At 41.1% G+C, this 18,672-nt stretch carries 16 protein-coding genes; 6 read left to right on the plus strand and 10 right to left on the minus strand.

What is annotated here, in order from left to right:
• Window positions 1–108 precede the first annotated feature (108 nt).
• Window positions 109–1,005 (plus strand): GGDEF domain-containing protein, encoded by an 897-nt coding sequence (locus PNIG_RS11600; RefSeq protein WP_089368548.1) that lies wholly within the window; start codon window positions 109–111, stop codon window positions 1,003–1,005.
• A gap of 90 nt (window positions 1,006–1,095) precedes the next feature.
• Here the strand turns inward: PNIG_RS11600 and PNIG_RS11605 are convergent, their stop codons facing one another.
• The 6 genes from PNIG_RS11605 to lpxB all read right to left on the minus strand — a co-directional run bounded on the left by PNIG_RS11605 (window position 1,096) and on the right by lpxB (window position 9,123).
• Window positions 1,096–1,458 carry a hypothetical protein gene (locus PNIG_RS11605; RefSeq protein WP_089368549.1) on the minus strand — a complete coding sequence of 121 codons (363 nt, stop codon included), beginning with the start codon at window positions 1,456–1,458 and terminating at the stop codon, window positions 1,096–1,098.
• The gene (tilS, locus tag PNIG_RS11610; protein WP_089368972.1) at window positions 1,458–2,765 is read right to left on the minus strand and encodes a tRNA lysidine(34) synthetase TilS; all 1,308 of its coding nucleotides are present in this window, start codon (window positions 2,763–2,765) and stop codon (window positions 1,458–1,460) included. The genes PNIG_RS11605 and tilS overlap by 1 nt, the downstream gene beginning before the upstream one ends.
• Before the next feature lie 138 nt (window positions 2,766–2,903).
• Window positions 2,904–3,863 (minus strand): acetyl-CoA carboxylase carboxyl transferase subunit alpha, encoded by a 960-nt coding sequence (gene accA, locus PNIG_RS11615; protein ID WP_011328672.1) that lies wholly within the window; start codon window positions 3,861–3,863, stop codon window positions 2,904–2,906.
• A gap of 16 nt (window positions 3,864–3,879) precedes the next feature.
• A complete protein-coding gene (dnaE, locus tag PNIG_RS11620) occupies window positions 3,880–7,371 on the minus strand; it encodes a DNA polymerase III subunit alpha (RefSeq protein WP_089368550.1) in 3,492 nt (1,163 codons plus the stop codon).
• A gap of 2 nt (window positions 7,372–7,373) precedes the next feature.
• Window positions 7,374–7,976 carry a ribonuclease HII gene (gene rnhB / locus PNIG_RS11625; protein WP_011328674.1) on the minus strand — a complete coding sequence of 201 codons (603 nt, stop codon included), beginning with the start codon at window positions 7,974–7,976 and terminating at the stop codon, window positions 7,374–7,376.
• Window positions 7,966–9,123, minus strand: a complete 1,158-nt coding sequence (gene lpxB / locus PNIG_RS11630; RefSeq protein ID WP_089368551.1) for a lipid-A-disaccharide synthase — start codon at window positions 9,121–9,123, stop codon at window positions 7,966–7,968. The genes rnhB and lpxB overlap by 11 nt, the downstream gene beginning before the upstream one ends.
• A 334-nt stretch (window positions 9,124–9,457) precedes the next feature.
• Here lpxB and PNIG_RS11635 point away from each other — a divergent pair, with 334 nt between their 5' ends.
• The 5 genes from PNIG_RS11635 to cydC are packed head-to-tail and all read left to right on the plus strand — an operon-like array spanning window position 9,458 to window position 15,851.
• The gene (locus tag PNIG_RS11635; RefSeq protein ID WP_011328676.1) at window positions 9,458–11,041 is read left to right on the plus strand and encodes a cytochrome ubiquinol oxidase subunit I; all 1,584 of its coding nucleotides are present in this window, start codon (window positions 9,458–9,460) and stop codon (window positions 11,039–11,041) included.
• Window positions 11,038–12,177 carry a cytochrome d ubiquinol oxidase subunit II gene (gene cydB, locus PNIG_RS11640; RefSeq protein WP_089368552.1) on the plus strand — a complete coding sequence of 380 codons (1,140 nt, stop codon included), beginning with the start codon at window positions 11,038–11,040 and terminating at the stop codon, window positions 12,175–12,177. Before PNIG_RS11635 ends, cydB begins: the two co-directional genes overlap by 4 nt.
• A 12-nt stretch (window positions 12,178–12,189) precedes the next feature.
• Entirely contained in the window at window positions 12,190–12,354 is a 165-nt protein-coding gene (gene cydX / locus PNIG_RS11645) for a cytochrome bd-I oxidase subunit CydX (RefSeq protein WP_011328678.1), read from the plus strand.
• Window positions 12,344–14,119: a thiol reductant ABC exporter subunit CydD gene (gene cydD / locus PNIG_RS11650; RefSeq protein WP_089368553.1), complete on the plus strand. Its 1,776-nt coding sequence runs from the start codon at window positions 12,344–12,346 to the stop codon at window positions 14,117–14,119. The genes cydX and cydD overlap by 11 nt, the downstream gene beginning before the upstream one ends.
• Window positions 14,112–15,851, plus strand: coding sequence for a thiol reductant ABC exporter subunit CydC (cydC, locus tag PNIG_RS11655; RefSeq protein WP_089368554.1), 1,740 nt, complete (start codon window positions 14,112–14,114; stop codon window positions 15,849–15,851). Before cydD ends, cydC begins: the two co-directional genes overlap by 8 nt.
• Here the strand turns inward: cydC and PNIG_RS11660 are convergent.
• The 4 genes from PNIG_RS11660 to lpxD form a co-directional block, all read right to left on the minus strand.
• The gene (locus tag PNIG_RS11660) at window positions 15,848–16,237 is read right to left on the minus strand and encodes a septal ring lytic transglycosylase RlpA family protein (RefSeq protein ID WP_089368555.1); all 390 of its coding nucleotides are present in this window, start codon (window positions 16,235–16,237) and stop codon (window positions 15,848–15,850) included. The genes cydC and PNIG_RS11660 overlap by 4 nt on opposite strands.
• Window positions 16,238–16,390: 153 nt before the next feature.
• Window positions 16,391–17,161 carry an acyl-ACP--UDP-N-acetylglucosamine O-acyltransferase gene (gene lpxA / locus PNIG_RS11665; RefSeq protein ID WP_011328682.1) on the minus strand — a complete coding sequence of 257 codons (771 nt, stop codon included), beginning with the start codon at window positions 17,159–17,161 and terminating at the stop codon, window positions 16,391–16,393.
• Window positions 17,162–17,163: 2 nt separating this feature from the next.
• Window positions 17,164–17,616 carry a 3-hydroxyacyl-ACP dehydratase FabZ gene (gene fabZ, locus PNIG_RS11670; protein ID WP_089368973.1) on the minus strand — a complete coding sequence of 151 codons (453 nt, stop codon included), beginning with the start codon at window positions 17,614–17,616 and terminating at the stop codon, window positions 17,164–17,166.
• A 27-nt stretch (window positions 17,617–17,643) separates the two neighbouring features.
• Complete coding sequence (lpxD, locus tag PNIG_RS11675; protein WP_011328684.1) at window positions 17,644–18,666, minus strand: UDP-3-O-(3-hydroxymyristoyl)glucosamine N-acyltransferase; 1,023 nt, start codon at window positions 18,664–18,666, stop codon at window positions 17,644–17,646.
• Window positions 18,667–18,672: the final 6 nt, after the last annotated feature.

The following is an 18,672-nucleotide window of genomic DNA, read 5'->3' on the forward strand; positions in this document are numbered from 1 at the left end:
AAAACAGCCATGCTTAACTATAGCAATCATCAATTTATCGGCCAGTTTTTAAATGTGGCATAAAATTCGCTTAGTATTATAAGATCATATACTCGGGGGAATAATTGAATGGAAAATGTGCATATATTGACACAACGTATTGCTGGACGCGGAGAGTTTTTGCCGTTTTCGGCTGAGCATTATCGTAAAAATGAACCGGCAGCAACGCAAGAGCTAGCTGCAAAATTACAAACCAGTTTAATACTCGAAGATATATTAGCTATTTACGCAAAATTTGCAAAACAACTGCTAAATTTTTCAGGTATACAGTTCAAGTCTGCGCTAGGTACAGTGCAAACGCCTGATTGCGATATTGATACGCTTTCTTATACCTTTGATTTAAATGTAGAGAACAGTAATTTAGGGCAATTAATATACTTTAGTAAATACCCACTGAGTGTGGCCATAGAAAAAAAACTACAATATTTTCATAGTGCGCTGCTCTACCCTTTACGTAATGCGATAATGTATAACCGGGTATTAAAACTTGCCACAAAAGATGCATTAACTGGACTAAGCAATAGAAGTCAATTTAATGACACCTTACTGCAAAAGCTTGAAAACTGCCGCCGTTACCAGCGCCCATTTAGTTTAATGTTGCTTGATTTAGACAGTTTTAAGCAAGTAAACGATAACTTTGGTCATAAAGTGGGTGACGATGTACTTAAAGAATTTGCCTTAGTACTTAATGGCTCTATTCGAGGCACTGACTCTGTATTTAGATTTGGTGGCGATGAATTTGCAATACTCATTGAAGATCCTGAGTTTACTACTAATAAAGTAATAGCTGAGCGCATTATGCAACGCGTTAAAAACTCAAAAATAATGGCGCAGTACTCAGTTACTACCAGTATTGGCTTTACTTTAGCGAGTAGCCAAGACACCGAAAACGATGTTTTTTCGCGAGCCGATAAGGGTTTATATAAAGCCAAAGCAGCGGGACGAAATTGCGCCAAAGCATATTAAGTACAGCAATTAATATTGTTGTAAATAAAAAAGCCTAGCTTCCCCCGCTAGGCTTTTTTATTGCTGCCTAAGTAGTTTTAATAAGTCTACCTACTTAGGGAGCCACTTTGCCGATAAAAACTTATACATAACCAACGCAATGCAAAAACCAAAAAAGAAACCAAAAAAGAAACCACTGAGTAAATTAAGTAATGCAGCAATGCTAGCAAGTGGCGTAAATAACACTAACAAAAGCGGTACACTCACTCCTAAAATAAAAAACAGCCCACCTTTACCTAACCAATAAGCCAGTAAAATACTAGCGCACACTATTCCACCCGCTATAGCGCAGCCTAATGTCACTATATCAAGCGTTAAAAAATAATTAGCAAGCACAGCAATAACCGCTGTAATTAGCATACCTTGTGGTGCTTTATTTACTAACGATAAGCCTACATGCGGCTCCTTACTCATTATTTACACTCCCAATAAATACCGTTTTCATCACTATGGTTAGCACTTATAAAATAGCCTACCACTTGTACTAGGTCATCATTATAAAAAATTAACGGCACATTAGCACGCAGCCAAGGAGCCACTTTTGCATCTTTAAACCAATGCTTGAGTGTATTACTTCCTGGTTTTTTTAAAGGTTTGATGCGCGCACTATTACAATTAAAACGCACGCTTACTTGCTCATCTGCAGTTGGCGCTCTGACTCCTACGCCACTGTGTTTTTTTAGTAAGCGACCATCGGCAAGCTTTAGCTCACTGCGAGTAATTAGTGTGTTGTTTAATATTTGCGTACTTGGTACAACAAAATATAAATGCCCTTGATGGCGGCGTATTTGTCCATCACTAAGCTCAATAAGCATTTGTGCATCGCTTTTAGCTGCAATAGCCTGATTAATTATTTGCTCCAGCTGCTTTTGCGATGGTAATACATGAGTAAATAGCTCTAGCCATGCACGTACTACATTGGCTGTTCTAATCGGAGTAAATTTGGCAATAGCACTTATATTTAACGCCTGCTGAGAATTAACGCATTGCGTTAAATCAATGTGAGTATATTCGTTGAGTAAAGCGTGTTGCTGCTGCAGTAAACTAATACTGCGAGCGGTACATTGTTCAAAACCATTAAAGCGCGCTGCTAATATTGGCACAACTTGCTGGCGCATAAAGTTACGCTCAAAGCGCTCATCAGTATTAGAATCATCGGTAACATGGTTAAGTGCATATTGCGCCGCAAAGGCTTCTATATCACTGCGTTTTACCGCTAACAGCGGCCTGAAACATAATCGGCCGCTGGTTAAAGTGCGCTCGCGCTGCATTGCACCTAAACCTTTTAAACCCGAGCCACGTTTTAAGCGCAGTAAAAAGGTTTCTATTTGGTCGTTTAAATGTTGCCCAAGTAAAATAATGCTGCCATGTGGACTTAGCTCATCTAATGCTTGGTAACGAGCATCGCGCGCTTGCGCCTCTAGGCTCGTGCGTGACTGCTGCTCTATATTTACTTTAGCCGTTTGAAATGGCACATTTAGCTCATTGCACAGGGTTTGACAAAAAACCTGCCAGTCGTCGGCATACTGGCTCAAACCATGGTGTATATAAATAGCAGAAACTTGCAGTGCAGGATCCTGCACTCGTAAAGCATGCATTAAATGCAGTAACACCACAGAATCAACGCCACCAGAAAGTGCCACAGTAAACACCCTATGACCTTGCTCAATATATTGACCCAATGATTGTTTTACTTGTTGATAAATAAGCGATGTGTGCATTAATTTAACCTGAGCTCCAGATAATTTAGCCAATAATTTTAAAATACTAAGTTTTAGGTACTTGATTTTAGCCATTTTAAAACAAAAAAACCGCATAAGCGGCTTTTTTAAATATTTATTGCTAATTATTAAAAGAATTTAAGAGCAATAACCAAACGACATTAAGCGTTTGTAGCGCTGATCAAGCATCTCTTCAAGCGAAAGTGCTTGTAGGTCGGCTAAGTCACGCTTTAATCGCACTTTTAAATTACGTGCCATAGCATCATAATTACGGTGCGCTCCACCTAATGGCTCATCTACTAAGTTGTTAATTAGGTCTAACTCTTTAACTCGCTTAGCAGTTACACCCATAGCTTCAGCAGCAAGTGGGGCTTTATCGGCGCTTTTCCATAAAATAGACGCACACCCTTCAGGAGAAATTACTGAGTAAGTACTGTATTGCAACATGTTAACACGATCGCCAACACCAATTGCTAACGCACCACCCGATCCACCTTCACCAATAACCGTACAAATAGTTGGCACTTTTAAAGAGGCCATTACTTTAAGGTTACGGGCGATAGCTTCTGACTGGCCACGCTCTTCAGCACCCACACCAGGATAAGCTCCAGGGGTGTCGATAAAGGTCATAATTGGCATTTTAAAACGCTCAGCCATTTCCATTAAGCGCAATGCTTTACGGTATCCTTCAGGCTTTGGCATACCAAAGTTACGTTTAATTTTTTCAGCGGTACCACGGCCTTTTTGTTGGCCAATAACCATTACTGGTTCGCCATCTAAACGCGCTATACCACCTAAAATTGCCGGATCATTAGCAAAAGTACGATCACCTGCAAACTCGTCAAACTCCGTAAAAATACGCTCGATATAATCTCGAGTATAAGGACGCAACGGATGACGTGCCAGCTGTGATACTTGCCAAGCGCCAAGTTCAGAGAATATTTTCTCTTTTAATCGGTCGCTTTTCTCTTTTAGCTTGCTGACTTCCTCTTCTAATTCAAGGTCTAATTCGCCAGCGCGGCTTACATTTTGTAATTCTTCAATTTTCACTTCTAATTCTGCAATCGGAAGCTCAAAATCAAGATAATTGAGGCTCATGCTCTAAACTACCTAATTAGTTAAATTCTAGTTCTACATCTTGCGCTGCCATTAGCGATAACTTATGAATTAAGTCGTCACTTGGCGTAACACACCATTCGATCCCTAGGGTTAATTGCGCCAATGCATCTGGGCGTTGGTAATAAACCTTGATCGGACACGTTCCCATTTTATATGGTTCGAGTACTTTTTGTAATTTATCGAAGAAACCTGCCTCGACTTGCACCATGTTCAGCGTCATTTTAATCGCTTTAATACGTTTTTCACGCGCTTGAGCAATGGTGTTTATTTCTCTGGCGGTCATTGTAATACCACCAGAGAAGTTATCAAAGCTGACCTGTCCAGATATCACCAAAATATTATTAACTTGGAGCATATCTTGGTATTTTTCAAACTCATCTGAATATAAGCGTACATCAATGCGGGCGCTCTTGTCATCTAAAGTTATTAATGCCCACCTATTTCCTTTTTTATTAATAAGCACTCTGGCCGAAATTACAAGCCCTGCAGCTGTAGATACTACATCGCGATTAGTAGGCTGTAAATCGACCAATTTACCACTGGTATAATATTTTAGCTCGCGGCGATATTGATTTATTGGATGACCGGTTAAATAAAGACCAAGGGTTTCTTTTTCGCCATCGAGCCATTCGTTATCGGTGAGTCCTGTGGCTTTAATAAAGGCTTGCTCTACTTCATCGGGTTCAGTGGCTAATAAGCCAAATAAATCACTTTGCCCTAATAACTCTGCTTTATTGTGCTGATCGGCGGCGCGCATGGCACTTTTTAAGCTTGCCAATAACGTGGCGCGCCCTGATTGAGTTTTTTCAGGGCCTAGCTGATCAAGTGCCCCTGAATAAATAAGTTTTTCGGTTACACGTTTATTTAAGCGTTTTAAATCAACACGGGCACAAAAATCAAATAAATCTTTAAATGGTCCGCCCTTAGCGCGTGCTTCTAAAATTGCATCTACAGGTGCTTCACCTACTCCTTTAATAGCGCCAATACCGTAAACAATTTCGCCTTGCAGGTTTACTGTAAATTTGAACTCGCCTGCATTCACATCAGGCGGGAGCAAGGTGAGTTTCATGTTTTCACATTCATCCACCAAAATAACTATTTTGTCGGTATTATCCATATCGGCCGACATTACCGCAGCCATAAACTCTGCTGGATGATGGGTTTTCATCCACAGTGTTTGATACGACACTAATGCATACGCAGCGGAGTGCGATTTATTAAAACCATAACCTGCGAACTTTTCTACCAGATCGAAGATCTTAATTGCTAGTTCGCCGTCAATGCCGTTATTTCGCGCACCATCTTCAAATGTTGAACGCTGTTTTGCCATTTCTTCGGGCTTTTTCTTACCCATAGCACGGCGCAGCATATCGGCGCCGCCTAGTGTATAGCCTGCTAATACTTGGGCTATTTGCATTACTTGTTCTTGATACAAAATAATGCCGTAGGTTGGCTCTAAAATAGGTTTTAAGCTTTCGTGCTGATACTGCGCATCGGGGTATGAGATTTCTTCGCGACCTAATTTTCGGTCGATAAAGTTATCTACCATGCCCGATTGCAGCGGACCGGGTCGAAACAAGGCTACTAAAGCAATCATATCTTCAAAGCTGTCGGGCTTTAAGCGCCTTACTAAGTCTTTCATGCCCCTTGATTCTAGCTGAAACACCGCAGTCGTTTCGGCGCGCAGTAGTAAGTCAATACTCTTTTTATCATCCAACGGAATAGTATTAATATCTACTGGTTCTTTACCGGTGCGCGCTAAGCGCTCGTTGGTCATGTCGAGCGCCCACTGCAATATAGTCAGCGTTCGTAAGCCTAAAAAGTCAAACTTAACTAAACCGGCAGTTTCTACATCGTTTTTATCAAACTGAGTAACCGGAAACTTACCTTCGTCATCGCAATAAAGAGCAGCAAAGTCGGTAATTGTGGTGGGCGATATTACTACCCCACCCGCATGTTTACCGGCGTTACGTGTACACCCTTCGAGAATACGACACATGTCGATTAAATCTTTTACTTCATTGTCGCCATCGTAGGCTTCTTGCAAGCGTGGCTCTATATCAAATGCCTTGGCAAGTGTCATCCCAGGATCGCCTGGGATCATTTTTGAAATACGATCAACAAAACCGTACGGGTGACCTAATACTCGGCCAACATCGCGTATTACCGCTTTTGCCGCCATGGTTCCAAAGGTAATAATTTGCGATACCGCGTTACGCCCATACAAGGCCGATACATGATCAATCACCTCATCGCGCCTATCCATACAAAAATCGACGTCGAAATCGGGCATTGAAATACGTTCTGGGTTCAAAAACCGCTCAAACAGCAAGTCAAATTCCAATGGATCAAGGTCGGTAATTTTAAGCGCGTAGGCTACCAGTGATCCTGCACCTGACCCACGCCCAGGGCCAACTGGAATATTGTTATCTTTGCTCCACTGAATAAATTCCATTACGATTAAGAAATAACCTGGGAATCCCATTTCGTTAATTACACCAAGCTCTATATCTAGACGCTCATCGTATTCAACGCGTTTTTCTTTACGCTCTTGTTCATCAGGAAATAAAAACTGCAATCGCTCTTCAAGACCGTCTTGTGACACCTTAACTAAAAAGTCTTCAATTTTAAGTGAGCCGGTCGGATAATCTGGCAAAAAGTAAGTGCCAAGCTGCACCGTTACATTACAGCGTTTGGCTATTTCTACGGTGTTTTGTAATGCCTCTGGAATGTCGCTAAATAACTCAGCCATTTGCTCTGGCGTTTTTAAGTATTGCTCTTCTGAAAATCGTTTAGGGCGGCGTTTATCATCCAGTGTATAACCATCAAAAATAGCCACGCGAATTTCGTGTGCTTCAAAGTTTTCTGGTTTTAAAAACACCACTTCGTTAGTGGCCACAACGGGTAATTGCTCTTTAGCAGCAAGCTCTACCGCCATGTGCAAGTAATCTTCTTCAAGCGGTCGATTAGTTCGCACCAGCTCAAGGTAGTAGTTATCACTAAAATGCTGTTTATAAAAACTAACAACCGATTCAATAACACTCGGATTATTTTTTAATAACGCTTTACCTAAATCACCGTCTTTTGCACCAGAGAGTATTATTAACCCGGCTTTAAGTTCTATTAGCCAATCACGATCAATCACCGGGCGATGAAATACATGCCCGCGCTGATATGCTTTAGATATTAATAAAGTGAGGTTTTTATAACCTTGATTGTCTTTTGCTAAAATAGTAATGCGGCTTGGCTCGTTTTCAAACTCAGGGCTGCGTAGCCAAAAGTCAGCACCCACTATAGGTTTTATACCTGTGCTGTGGGCTGTTTCGTAAAAACGCACTAAGCCACATAAGTTCATTTGGTCGGTAATAGCAATTGCCGGCATTTGTAGTTCTTGTGCTTTGGCTACAATTGGCTTGGTTTTGGCAAGGCCATCAACCATCGAAAAATCAGAGTGAACTCTTAAGTGAACAAAATCTGGAGCTGCCATGTTTACGCCTCACCCTTGGCTTGCGCTAATACACGTTGCACTGGTTTAAAGCTTTTACGATGCTCCTTTATTGCGCCATATTGCTCAAGTGCTGCAAAATGCGCTTTGGTTGGATAGCCTTTATGCCCTGCAAAACCATATTCTGGGTGGCGTTTATCTAGCTCTACCATTTCGTTGTCGCGCGCTACTTTAGCTAAAATAGAAGCGGCTGAAATTTCGGCTACTAAGCTGTCGCCTTTTACTATTGCTTGCGCTGGCATGGTTAACTTAGGTAGGCGGTTGCCATCTATAAATACAAATTCAGGTTGCGTGCTTAGCCCCTCTACTGCGCGAGTCATGGCAAGCATAGTGGCGTGCAGAATATTTAGTTCATCAATCTCTGTTGGGCTGCAACGACCATACGCGTAACACAATGCTTTTTCTTGAATTTCAATGGCAAGCGCTTGGCGTTTTTTATCCGTTAATTTTTTTGAATCTGCTAAACCTGCAATAGGCTTTGAGGGATCTAAAATAACGGCAGCAGTAACTACGTCGCCAACAAGGGGGCCACGCCCTACTTCGTCAACACCGGCAATAAGGGCTACATTGGGTCGTTCAATTTGCATTTATTAACTCCGCTACAGCATTGGCTGCTTGTTCGCTGGCATTTAACCTAATTTTTTTGTGGATCGCTAAAAAGCGTGCTTTTAATGCTTGGTTATCGGTATTTAGCATAGGCGTAAGTGCTTGCGTTAAATTAGCTATATTGCACTCACTTTGCAAAAACTCGGGTACGAGTTCTTCATCGGCCAATAAATTCGGCAATGAAAAATACTTTATATTAAAGGTAAATAAGGTTTTAAAAATCCAATAGCTCAGTGGTTTAATTTTATAACCCACTACCATGGGCTTTTTATACAGCATGCCCTCAAGCGTGGCAGTACCCGATGCTAATAAAATAGCATCGGCTGCTTGCATAGCTTGTTTTGATTGCCCATCCAGCAAACTAATTTTAAGCGTTGGCGCAGTAGCATTTAAAATTTCAGTAAACTGCGCTTTGCGTTTGGCGTTAACCAATGGCACCACAATTTTAAGTGCTGGGTTTTGCGCTTGTAACTGCACGGCTGTTTTAATATAGGTTTCGCTTAATAAGCCTACTTCTGAGCCGCGACTACCAGGTAGCAGGGCAAGTACTTTATCATCAGGGCTTAAACCTAGCTCTTTGCGGGCTTTGCTGTCGTCGTGCTCAAGCGCTATATCGTCTGCTAATGTGTGCCCTACAAATGTACAAGGTACTTGGTGCTTGTCGTAAAATTCTTTTTCAAACGGTAATAATGCAAGCACTAAGTTAGTAGCAGCACTTATGGTATGAATGCGTTTTTCTCGCCATGCCCAAACCGAGGGGCTTACGTATTGTACTGTTTTAATTCCGGCGTCTTTAAGGGGTTTTTCTACGCGCAAGTTAAAATCGGGCGCATCTATGCCAATAAATACATCAGGTGGGTTATCAATAAAATGTTGCACCAGTTGTTTACGTATTTTAAGCAAGCGCGGTAGGCGCCCTAATACTTCAACCAACCCCATTACCGACAACTCATCCATGTCGTAAAGCGTGTTACAGCCTTGCGCCTGCATTTTAGGGCCCGCTATACCTTCAAAAATCGCATCGGGAAAATGCTTTTTAAGTGCTTTAATTAAGCCTTCACCTAAAATATCGCCCGACAGTTCACCTGCCACAATACCAATTCGTAGTTGTTTTTGATCTTTATTCATTTGATTTTTTCACACGTAAACTAGGGCCTGTTTGCCTTTATGGGTTAACAGGCTCTGGGCGTTAATTGAAACTAGTTTACCGCGTTTTCGTATTGGATTAAATGCTTAAAACTAAGTGCTTAAATTTGCTAAAAATAGCCCAGGTACTGTATGCTTTTGATACTGATTAAGCACTAACCGCTTATATTGCGTTTTGCTAATATAAATGTTGACTTCAAATGGTCAAAAGTAAATACTAATGTAACTTTCAGTAATTACTGAAACCTTATAAAATCAACGCACCCGTCAAATTATTGCTTTGTGCTGTAACTACATCACATATTAGGAGCTAAACATGATAGATGAAACCTTTGTGGATCTATCGCGATTGCAGTTCGCTGTTACCGCCCTCTTTCACTTCTTATTTGTACCTTTAACCATAGGTATGACTTGGATCTTAGTTATTATGGAATCGGTTTACGTTATGACCGGCCGTGAAATTTATCGCGATATGACTAAGTTTTGGGGAAAATTGTTTGGTATTAACTTTGCAATTGGTGTGGCTACGGGTCTTACCATGGAGTTTGAGTTTGGTACCAACTGGTCTTATTACTCCCATTACGTAGGTGATGTTTTTGGGGCTCCCCTTGCTATTGAAGGGTTAATGGCATTCTTTTTAGAATCAACTTTTGTGGGTATGTTCTTTTTAGGTTGGGACCGGCTCTCTAAACGCCAGCACTTAGGTGCTACCTTTTTAATGGCAATTGGTACTAACATGTCGGCGTTATGGATTTTAATTGCCAACGGCTGGATGCAAAACCCAGTAGGTGCCGAGTTTAATTACCAAACCATGCGCATGGAAATGACCAGCTTTGCAGAGCTGGTATTTAACCCTGTAGCACAGGTTAAATTTATTCATACCGTATCTGCAGGTTATGTTGCTGCATCTATGTTTGTGCTCGGTATTAGTGGTTATTATATTTTAAAAGGACGCGACTTAGCCTTTGCTAAACGCTCGTTTTCAGTCGCCTCTGGCTTTGGTTTAGCCTCTATTTTTTGTGTTATTTTGCTCGGCGATGAATCGGGTTATGAAGTAGGCGAAGTGCAAAAAGTAAAACTGGCCACCATTGAAGCAGAATGGCATACCGAAGAAGCCCCAGCAGCGTTTACACTTATAGGTTTCCCAGATTCAGAAAAGCAGGTAACTCACGGCGCTGTAAAAATCCCGTATGCATTAGGGCTTATTGCAACGCGCTCGCTCGATGAGCAAGTGACCGGTATTAACGATCTAGAAAAACAACACGAAGTGCGAATTCGTAACGGTATGATTGCGTACGAATACCTAGTAAAACTGCGCGCTGGTGATGACACGCCTGAAAACGTCGCTAAATTTAACACCCTAAAAGACGATTTAGGCTACGGCCTATTACTGAAGCGTTATACATCTGATGTAGTAGATGCCACAGAAGAGCAAATTCAAAAAGCAGTTAAAGACTCTTTTCCTAAAGTGGGCCCAATGTTTTGGTCTTTTCGTATTATGGTTGGCTGTGGCGTATTAATGCTGGGTGTGTTTATTCTTGCTTTTTACTATAACGCGCAGCGAGTTATTGAGCAAAAACGTTGGCTATTATGGGCTACTGTTTTAAGTATTCCACTGCCGTGGATAGCCATTGAATTTGGTTGGATTGTGGCTGAATATGGTCGCCAGCCTTGGGCTATTTCTGAAATATTACCAACCTTTTTAGCAACTTCTACGCTAACGGTAAACGATATTTTAATTAGCTTAACTGGGTTTATTGTATTTTATACCGGCTTAGCCATTGTTGAAGGTTGGTTAATGCTACGCTTTATTAAGCAAGGCCCAAGCTCACTACATACCGGTAAGTATCACTTTGAACTACCTAATAACACCACTGAAGGTAGAGGAGAGCAATCATGATTTTTGATTATGAAACATTAAAAATGCTGTGGTGGTTGATCATAGGCATACTGCTAATTGGCTTTGCAATTACCGACGGCATGGATATGGGCGTTGCTATGCTGCTGCGCCTAGTGGGTAAAACTGATTCAGAGCGCCGCACCGTTATTAATACTATTGGCCCGCATTGGGATGGCAACCAAGTATGGTTTATTACCGCCGGTGGTGCACTATTTGCCGCGTGGCCTATGGTATATGCAGCGGCTTTTTCAGGCTTTTATTTTGCTATGATGCTAGTGTTATTTGCACTATTTTTTAGACCATTGGGCTTTGACTATCGTAGCAAAGTAGACTCTAAACGCTGGCGCAATAACTGGGACTGGGGCTTATTTGCTGGCAGTGCCATTCCTGCATTAGTATTTGGTGTGGCCTTTGGTAACCTATTTTTAGGTGTGCCTTTTAGCATTGATAATTTTTTACGAGTAAGTTACCAAGGTTCGTTCTTTGCACTACTTAACCCATTTGCACTGTTAGTAGGTGTAATTAGTATTACTATGCTAATAGCCCATGCAGGTATGTGGCTACAACTACGTACTGCTAGCTTAGTTGCAGAGCGCTCAGGGCAATATGGTCGTTATGCACTTATTCTATTTATTGTGCTATTTGCAGCAGCTGGTTTTTGGGTTGCTAATTTAACGGGTTATCAAATTGTATCTATGCCGGATACACAAAGCCATGCCGACCCACTGGCAAAAGTAGTTACAACTGCGCAAGGGGCTTGGCTAACTAATTACAGTGAGCGCCCTTGGACTATGACCTTCCCTATTTTAGCGTTTGCAATGGCACTCAGTGCATTGTTGTTCTCTAAATTAAATAAACCCGCATTAGGGCTTGCTTCAACTAGCTTAATGTTAATAGGCATTATTATGACGGCAGGCGTATCACTGTTCCCCTTTATTATGCCATCGAGTAATAACCCAAATATTAGTTTAACTATTTGGGATGCGGTGTCGAGCCATATGACGCTTAACGTTATGTTTGTTGCCGTAGTTATTTTTGTGCCAATTATTTTATCTTACACCATCTGGTGTTACGTAAAAATGTGGCGCCGCGTTACGGTAGAAGAAATAGAAAACAACCCTCACGGTAGCTACTAAGGAGACTAAACTATGTGGTATTTCGCTTGGATTTTAGGTGTACTTTTAGCCTGTACCTTAGGTGTAATAAATGTAATGTGGTATGAGTTTCAGCAAAATAAAGACAGTATTGCTGATGACGAGCAAGTAATGCATGATTTATTAAAAGAGACTAACACAACTAAAAATGACGACTAACACCCGCCCTGATCGCGCGCAACAGCAGTCTTTGCGCGCTTTTTTAAAGCGTCAAAGTAAACCCGCTGCAATGCTATTAAAGCTAAGCATTGCACTGGGTACTGTTAACGCATTACTCATGATTGCAGGTGCTTATTTACTTGCTCAAGCTATTCATAATGTAATTTTTGAACAGTATAGTTTGGCTGAAATCACCTACTTATTATGGCCTTTGGCCGGTATTATTTTACTGCGCGCGGTATTTTTAACACTAAGTGAACGCTTTAGCGCTTATGCTGCACTTAAAATAAAGTCGGCAATGCGCCAAACCCTACTTAATAAGCTTAGCCTGCTTGGGCCAAGCTATGTAGAGCAACATGGCCAAGGTGCTACCCTCAATACATTGCACAATGGTGTAGAAGCGCTACACGATTATTATGCTAAGTACCTACCTGGCGTTGCCTACAGTGCGCTTATTCCGCTGGCTATATTAATCGTTATTTTTCCGACAGATTACAAAGCTGGGCTAATATTTTTATTAACTGCGCCGCTTATTCCTTTTTTTATGATTTTAGTGGGCTCAAAAGCCGAAGCGCTTAATCAACAACGTTGGCAACAACTGGCGGTATTAGGAAATTACTTTTTTGATCGCGTACAAGGGCTTACCCAACTTAAACTATTTAACGCCACTCGCTTAGAGCTAAAACAAATTGCTAAAATATCTGATGACTTTAGACACGCAACACTTAGCGTATTAAAAATTGCTTTTTTATCATCATTTGCATTGGAATTTTTGGCAACCATTAGTGTGGCATTAGTAGCGGTTATTATTGGTTTTAGATTGTTTTTTGGCACACTTGATTTTGCCACTGGTTTTGTGGTTTTACTGTTAGCGCCTGAATTTTATTTGCCGCTGCGTCAATTAGGCAGCCACTATCATGCGCGCTTGCAAGGTATAAGTGCCGCCGCCGACATGCTAATTATTTTCAATGCCCCATTGCCTGAGCAACAAAGTGAACACACTACTGACAACATTAGCGCCACTATAAGCTCAATTACTGTTAATAACCTTAGCTTTACCTACCCAAATAGTGATGAAGGGATAAAAAATATAAACTTATCTCTCCCCAATAAAGGGTTAATTGCCGTTGTTGGTGCCAGTGGCTCTGGTAAAAGTACCCTATTTGATTGCTTATTAGGGTTTCACCCTGAGGTAATTAAGCATATAAGTATTAATAAGCAAATTTTAAGTACTGCACATATTGGGCAATTACAAAATCGCATTGCGTGGATACCGCAATCAGCCACGTTATTTTACGACACTATTGCTGCCAATATTAAATTAGCTAAGCCTAATGCAACACTACAAGAGCTTGAACATGCAGCAAAGCAAGCAGGTGCTTTGGATTTTATAAAGGCACTGCCTGATGGTTTTAATACTTTAATTGGCGAGCAAGGTGAGGGGCTTTCTGGTGGTCAAAAGCAACGCATTGCCCTTGCCCGTGCTTTTATAAAACAAGCACCTATATTGGTACTTGACGAGCCTACCGCGCACCTTGATAGCGAAACAGAGCAAGTTATTCAACATGCTATAGCTGATTATGCAAAACATAATTTAGTGCTGGTTATTGCGCACCGGCTCAATACGGTCAAAAATGCTGAGCAACTTATTGTAATGCACAATGGCAAAATAGCTCAGCAAGGTTGCTTTAATAGCTTAGCGGCTGAAGCTGGTGAATTTGCCACTTTACTGCAAACAGCCCAGCAAGGAGCAGTTAATGCATAACTTTATTCGTTTACTAAAACTGTGCCGGCCTCACTACAAAGCCATGTTGTTGGGTACCTTTTTAGCCACTATTACAGTACTTGCTAATGTGGGGTTACTGGCTATATCGGGCTGGTTTTTAGCCTCAATGGCAGCAGCCGGTCTTGCCGGTACACAAATGAATTACTTTACTCCTGCGGGTACTATTCGCTTTTTAGCGATTGTACGCACCGCATCACGGTATGGAGAACGCTTAGTAACTCACAATGCTACGTTTTTAATGCTAAGTGAAATTCGCGTTAGTGTGTTCTCTACCCTCAGTAAACTCAATAATGTTGACTTAGCAATGAGCCGCAGCGCCGATTTAGTTAATCGGCTACAAAACGATGTAGACGCGCTAGATAAGTTTTACTTAAACGTATTATTACCTATGTTAGTTGCGCTATTAAGTGTACCTATTATTATGCTGTTTATGTCGGCATACAACGCCGATGTCGCACTTATTTGTTTTACCGGCATTGTCCTAATTGGTATCGTTTTACCCGCTTTTCTTAGCGCTAAATTAAATAAAAACAGCCACAAAGAAACACAGCTAAGTGCACAGCTGCGCTCTGAGCTTTCCGATACTTTAACGGGCCTTAGAGAACTGAGTATTTATCAAGCTCGGAAGCAGCAAATTGCTAAGTGCGATGATTTAAGCGAGCAGTATAATCAGCAACTGTTTATTCGCCACAAGGCGCTGGCTAATACCGATGGTTTAAGTTTATTAGTTGTACAACTGGCCATGATCGCAAGTATTGTGACCATAGCGCCCCTGGTTTACAGTAATGCCATGGTTAATGTTGAGCTGGCAATGCTAAGCCTATTTGTGCTCGCCAGCTTTGAGAGTGTGTTACTCCTGCCAAATGCGTTTATTGAATTACCAAATGTGTTAAAAGCAGCTGAACGTTTATTTACGCTTGAAGATAAAGCCGTAAATGCTAATACGCAATATGATGCCGCTATAAATAATAATTTGGCTTTGCAAAATCCCTCACTAACACTTAAGAACATTAGTTATTGTTACGATAAACACCCAGCATTAAATGACGTGAGTTTTGAGCTAAAGCCGCAGCAAAAAGTGGCCATTGTTGGTAGAAGCGGCAGCGGTAAAACCACCTTAGTTAACTTACTCACCGGTTTATGGCCACTGCAACAAGGCAATATTACCTTGAGTGAGCAAGGCAACTGCGTTGATTTGCATTTATTAAGTAATGATAACCGAGCAAGGTTAATTAATATTTTGGCTCAACAGCATCATATTTTTGATGGCACTTTAAAAGAAAACCTATGCTATGCAGCGCCTAATGCAACTAAAGCGCAAATGCTAGATGCACTAGCGCATGCACAACTTAGCCCGTGGTTTACTGAGTTAAAATCGGGGTTAGATACTCGCTTAGGTACCGGTGGGCGTAATGTGTCACAAGGTCAGTCGAGGCGGATTGCGATTGCGCAGGCTTTATTGCAAAACCCCGCTATTTTAGTGCTTGATGAGCCAACAGAAGGGCTAGATAATCAATCTAAACAAAGTGTAATGCATGCCATTATGCAAGTTATGAGTAACGCCAGTGTACTTACTATTACCCATGATCCAGCCCTGCTTGAGCATATGGATAATATTATTTGGTTAGAGGATGGGCGCGTAATAGCACAAGGCACCCATCAGCAATTACTTAGCGATCCTGCTTACACGTCACTTACTATCCGTTTTTAATTCGCTTTATCTATTACGGTAACTTGCACATCAATAACGCCGACTTTAGGGTCGGCTATCTTTTTAAACATACTGCTCGATAAATCTATAATACGCCCGCGTATATAAGGACCTCGGTCGTTAATTCTCACTATTACCGACTTATTATTTGCTAGGTTTGTTACTTTCACTTTAGTACCAAAGGCCAGCTTAAGATGCGCTGCCGTTGCTGCTTGCTGATCAAAGCGTTCGCCATTTGCGGTGGTTCTTCCTTGGTATTTATCGGCATAAAATGATGCTTTGCCAAGCTGTGTCAGCTCCCCTGAGCTTGATTTTACAAGTGGTTGACTACTACAACCTGCAAGGATAATAGCAATAAAAGTAACAGTGAGTTTTTTAAGTATCATTTAATAGCTGATGTAATTGATATAATTAGCAACTAGCCTACAGCTACTTGCCTGAGCTGATCCTGAATTACTCACTAATAATTATAAATAATAAGCAATAAAAAACCACCATCGATTACTCTTAGGTGGTTTTTTATATAAGCTAAAAGGCGTTTATCGTACGATACCGCGCTCTGAGCTTTTAACAAAATCTATCATTAACTGTACTGCTGGATACTTTTGCGCATCTTCGCTAAGTGACTCAATTGCTTCATCTACACCTAGGCTTTTACGATAAAATACTTTATAAGCACGGCGTACAGCCATTATCTCATCGCTTTGAAAACCACGGCGTTTCATGCCCTCAGTATTAATTGCAACTGGACCTGCAGGTATACCTATAGTGGTAACAAATGGTGGTACATCTTTATTAATAGCTGAATACATGCCTACAAATGCATGTGCGCCTACCTTACAAAACTGATGTATACCTGAGTTGCCCGCAAGAATAACCCAGTCACCAATATGTACATGCCCTGCTACACTGGCGTTATTAGCAAATATAACATTATCGCCAATCACTGCATCGTGAGCAACATGGGTATAGGCCATAAACAGGTTATTACTACCTATAATGGTTACGCCCTGATCTTGAATTGTGCCACGGTGAATTGTAACGCATTCACGAATAATATTATTGTCACCAATAGTGAGCGATGTTGGTTCGTTGTTGTACTTTTTGTCTTGGCATGCTTCACCAACCGACGCAAACTGAAAAATATGATTTCCAGAACCGATAGTTGATGGGCCTTTAACTACAACATGAGACTCAATAATACAGTTATCACCAATGACAACATCATTGCCAATATAACTATATGGTCCCACTGAAACATTGCTGCCTAGTGTCGCGCCTGGTTCGATTATTGCCGTTGGATGAATCACAATTAAAACTCTCTTCTCGCACACATAATTTCGGCGCTACATACTAGCTTGCCATTGACTTTTGCTTCTGCTGCAAACTTCCATAAATTACGACGTTCTTTTAAAAACTCAACATGTAAATGCATAGTATCACCAGGAAGTACTGGTTTTTTAAAACGTGCATTATCTACAGCTGCAAACAAATACAATTCATTTTCGCTACGGTTTTCAACCGTTTTAAAGCCAAGTAACCCAGTTGCTTGAGCCATGGCTTCTAATATTAATACACCCGGAAAAATTGGCTGATTTGGGAAATGCCCGGTAAAAATGGGTTCGTTTATAGTCACATTTTTAATAGCATGCAAAGATTTGCCAGGTGTAAAGTCAATTACTCTATCAACTAATAACATCGGGTAGCGATGCGGTAATAAACTTAAAATTTCTTGAATATCAAGGCTATTTAATTCGTTTGCCAAAATAGCATCCTCATTAGTGTTCAACGTTTATGGCTTATTTAATTGCTCAAGTGCTTTAATACGGCTTTTCATTTCAGAAAGGTTACGCAAGTGAGCGATTGATTTACGCCATTCTTTGTTTGTAGTATGAGGTATACCAGATGAATAGATACCTGGCTCGGTGATTGATTTTGTCACCATACTCATACCCGTAATTATAACACCATCACAGACGCTCATGTGACCATTAATTGCTGTCATGCCGCCAATTTGGCAGTTTTTACCTATGGTGACGCTACCAGCAAGTACAGTACAACCAGCAATAGCTGTGCCTGAGTTAACTTCAACGTTATGTGCTATTTGGCATTGGTTATCAATAATTACATTACTATGGATAATAGTATCGTCAAGTGCACCACGATCAATTGTAGTACTTGCGCCAATTTCAACTTTATCACCAATAATAACAGAGCCAAGCTGAGGAATTTTAATCCATTGCCCACGCTCATTAGCATAACCAAAACCATCACTACCTATAACGCTATTGGCTTGCAACAAACAATCTGAGCCAATTTCAACATTATGATAAATAGTTACATTCGACCAAAGCTTAGTGCCTGAGCCTATTTTAACACCTTCACCAATAAAACTGTTCGGACCAATTTGTACGTTATCGTTAATTATTGCATTGCTTTCAATTACCGTATTAGCGCCAATAGCGGCACTTTTACTTACTGTCGCATTTGGGTGAACAACCGCGCTTGGATGAATGCCTGTTGCGGCAGAGCGTGGCGTCGTATCCATTAATTGCGCAAGCTTGGCGTAACTTACATACGGATTTGCAACTATTAGTTTATTGCCGTTAAAGTAAGGAGCATCTGCTTCACTAACAATGACAGCACTGGCTTGAGTCACTTCAAGTTGCGAGCGATATTTCTTATTCGCTAAAAATGCAATATGCCCTGAGCGGGCATGTGCAAGTGTTGCTATTTTTGTTATTTCTAAAGCGCCATCACCTTGCAGCTCGGCGCTTAGAAGTTCCGCTATTTGCGAAAGCGTATAATTTTGCATAACTTA

The organism is Pseudoalteromonas nigrifaciens (assembly GCF_002221505.1).
GTDB lineage: Bacteria > Pseudomonadota > Gammaproteobacteria > Enterobacterales > Alteromonadaceae > Pseudoalteromonas > Pseudoalteromonas nigrifaciens.

Coding starts and splice junctions, on each gene's coding strand:
- PNIG_RS11605 (WP_089368549.1), bottom strand. CDS start 1,458: ATGAGTAAGGAGCCGCATGTAGGCTTATCGTTAGTAAATAAAGCACCA.
- lpxB (WP_089368551.1), bottom strand. CDS start 9,123: ATGAATAAAGATCAAAAACAACTACGAATTGGTATTGTGGCAGGTGAA.
- cydD (WP_089368553.1), top strand. CDS start 12,344: ATGACGACTAACACCCGCCCTGATCGCGCGCAACAGCAGTCTTTGCGC.
- rnhB (WP_011328674.1), bottom strand. CDS start 7,976: ATGCAAATTGAACGACCCAATGTAGCCCTTATTGCCGGTGTTGACGAA.
- dnaE (WP_089368550.1), bottom strand. CDS start 7,371: ATGGCAGCTCCAGATTTTGTTCACTTAAGAGTTCACTCTGATTTTTCG.
- PNIG_RS11635 (WP_011328676.1), top strand. CDS start 9,458: ATGATAGATGAAACCTTTGTGGATCTATCGCGATTGCAGTTCGCTGTT.
- PNIG_RS11600 (WP_089368548.1), top strand. CDS start 109: ATGGAAAATGTGCATATATTGACACAACGTATTGCTGGACGCGGAGAG.
- lpxD (WP_011328684.1), bottom strand. CDS start 18,666: ATGCAAAATTATACGCTTTCGCAAATAGCGGAACTTCTAAGCGCCGAG.
- accA (WP_011328672.1), bottom strand. CDS start 3,863: ATGAGCCTCAATTATCTTGATTTTGAGCTTCCGATTGCAGAATTAGAA.
- PNIG_RS11660 (WP_089368555.1), bottom strand. CDS start 16,237: ATGATACTTAAAAAACTCACTGTTACTTTTATTGCTATTATCCTTGCA.
- cydX (WP_011328678.1), top strand. CDS start 12,190: ATGTGGTATTTCGCTTGGATTTTAGGTGTACTTTTAGCCTGTACCTTA.
- cydB (WP_089368552.1), top strand. CDS start 11,038: ATGATTTTTGATTATGAAACATTAAAAATGCTGTGGTGGTTGATCATA.
- tilS (WP_089368972.1), bottom strand. CDS start 2,765: ATGCACACATCGCTTATTTATCAACAAGTAAAACAATCATTGGGTCAA.
- cydC (WP_089368554.1), top strand. CDS start 14,112: ATGCATAACTTTATTCGTTTACTAAAACTGTGCCGGCCTCACTACAAA.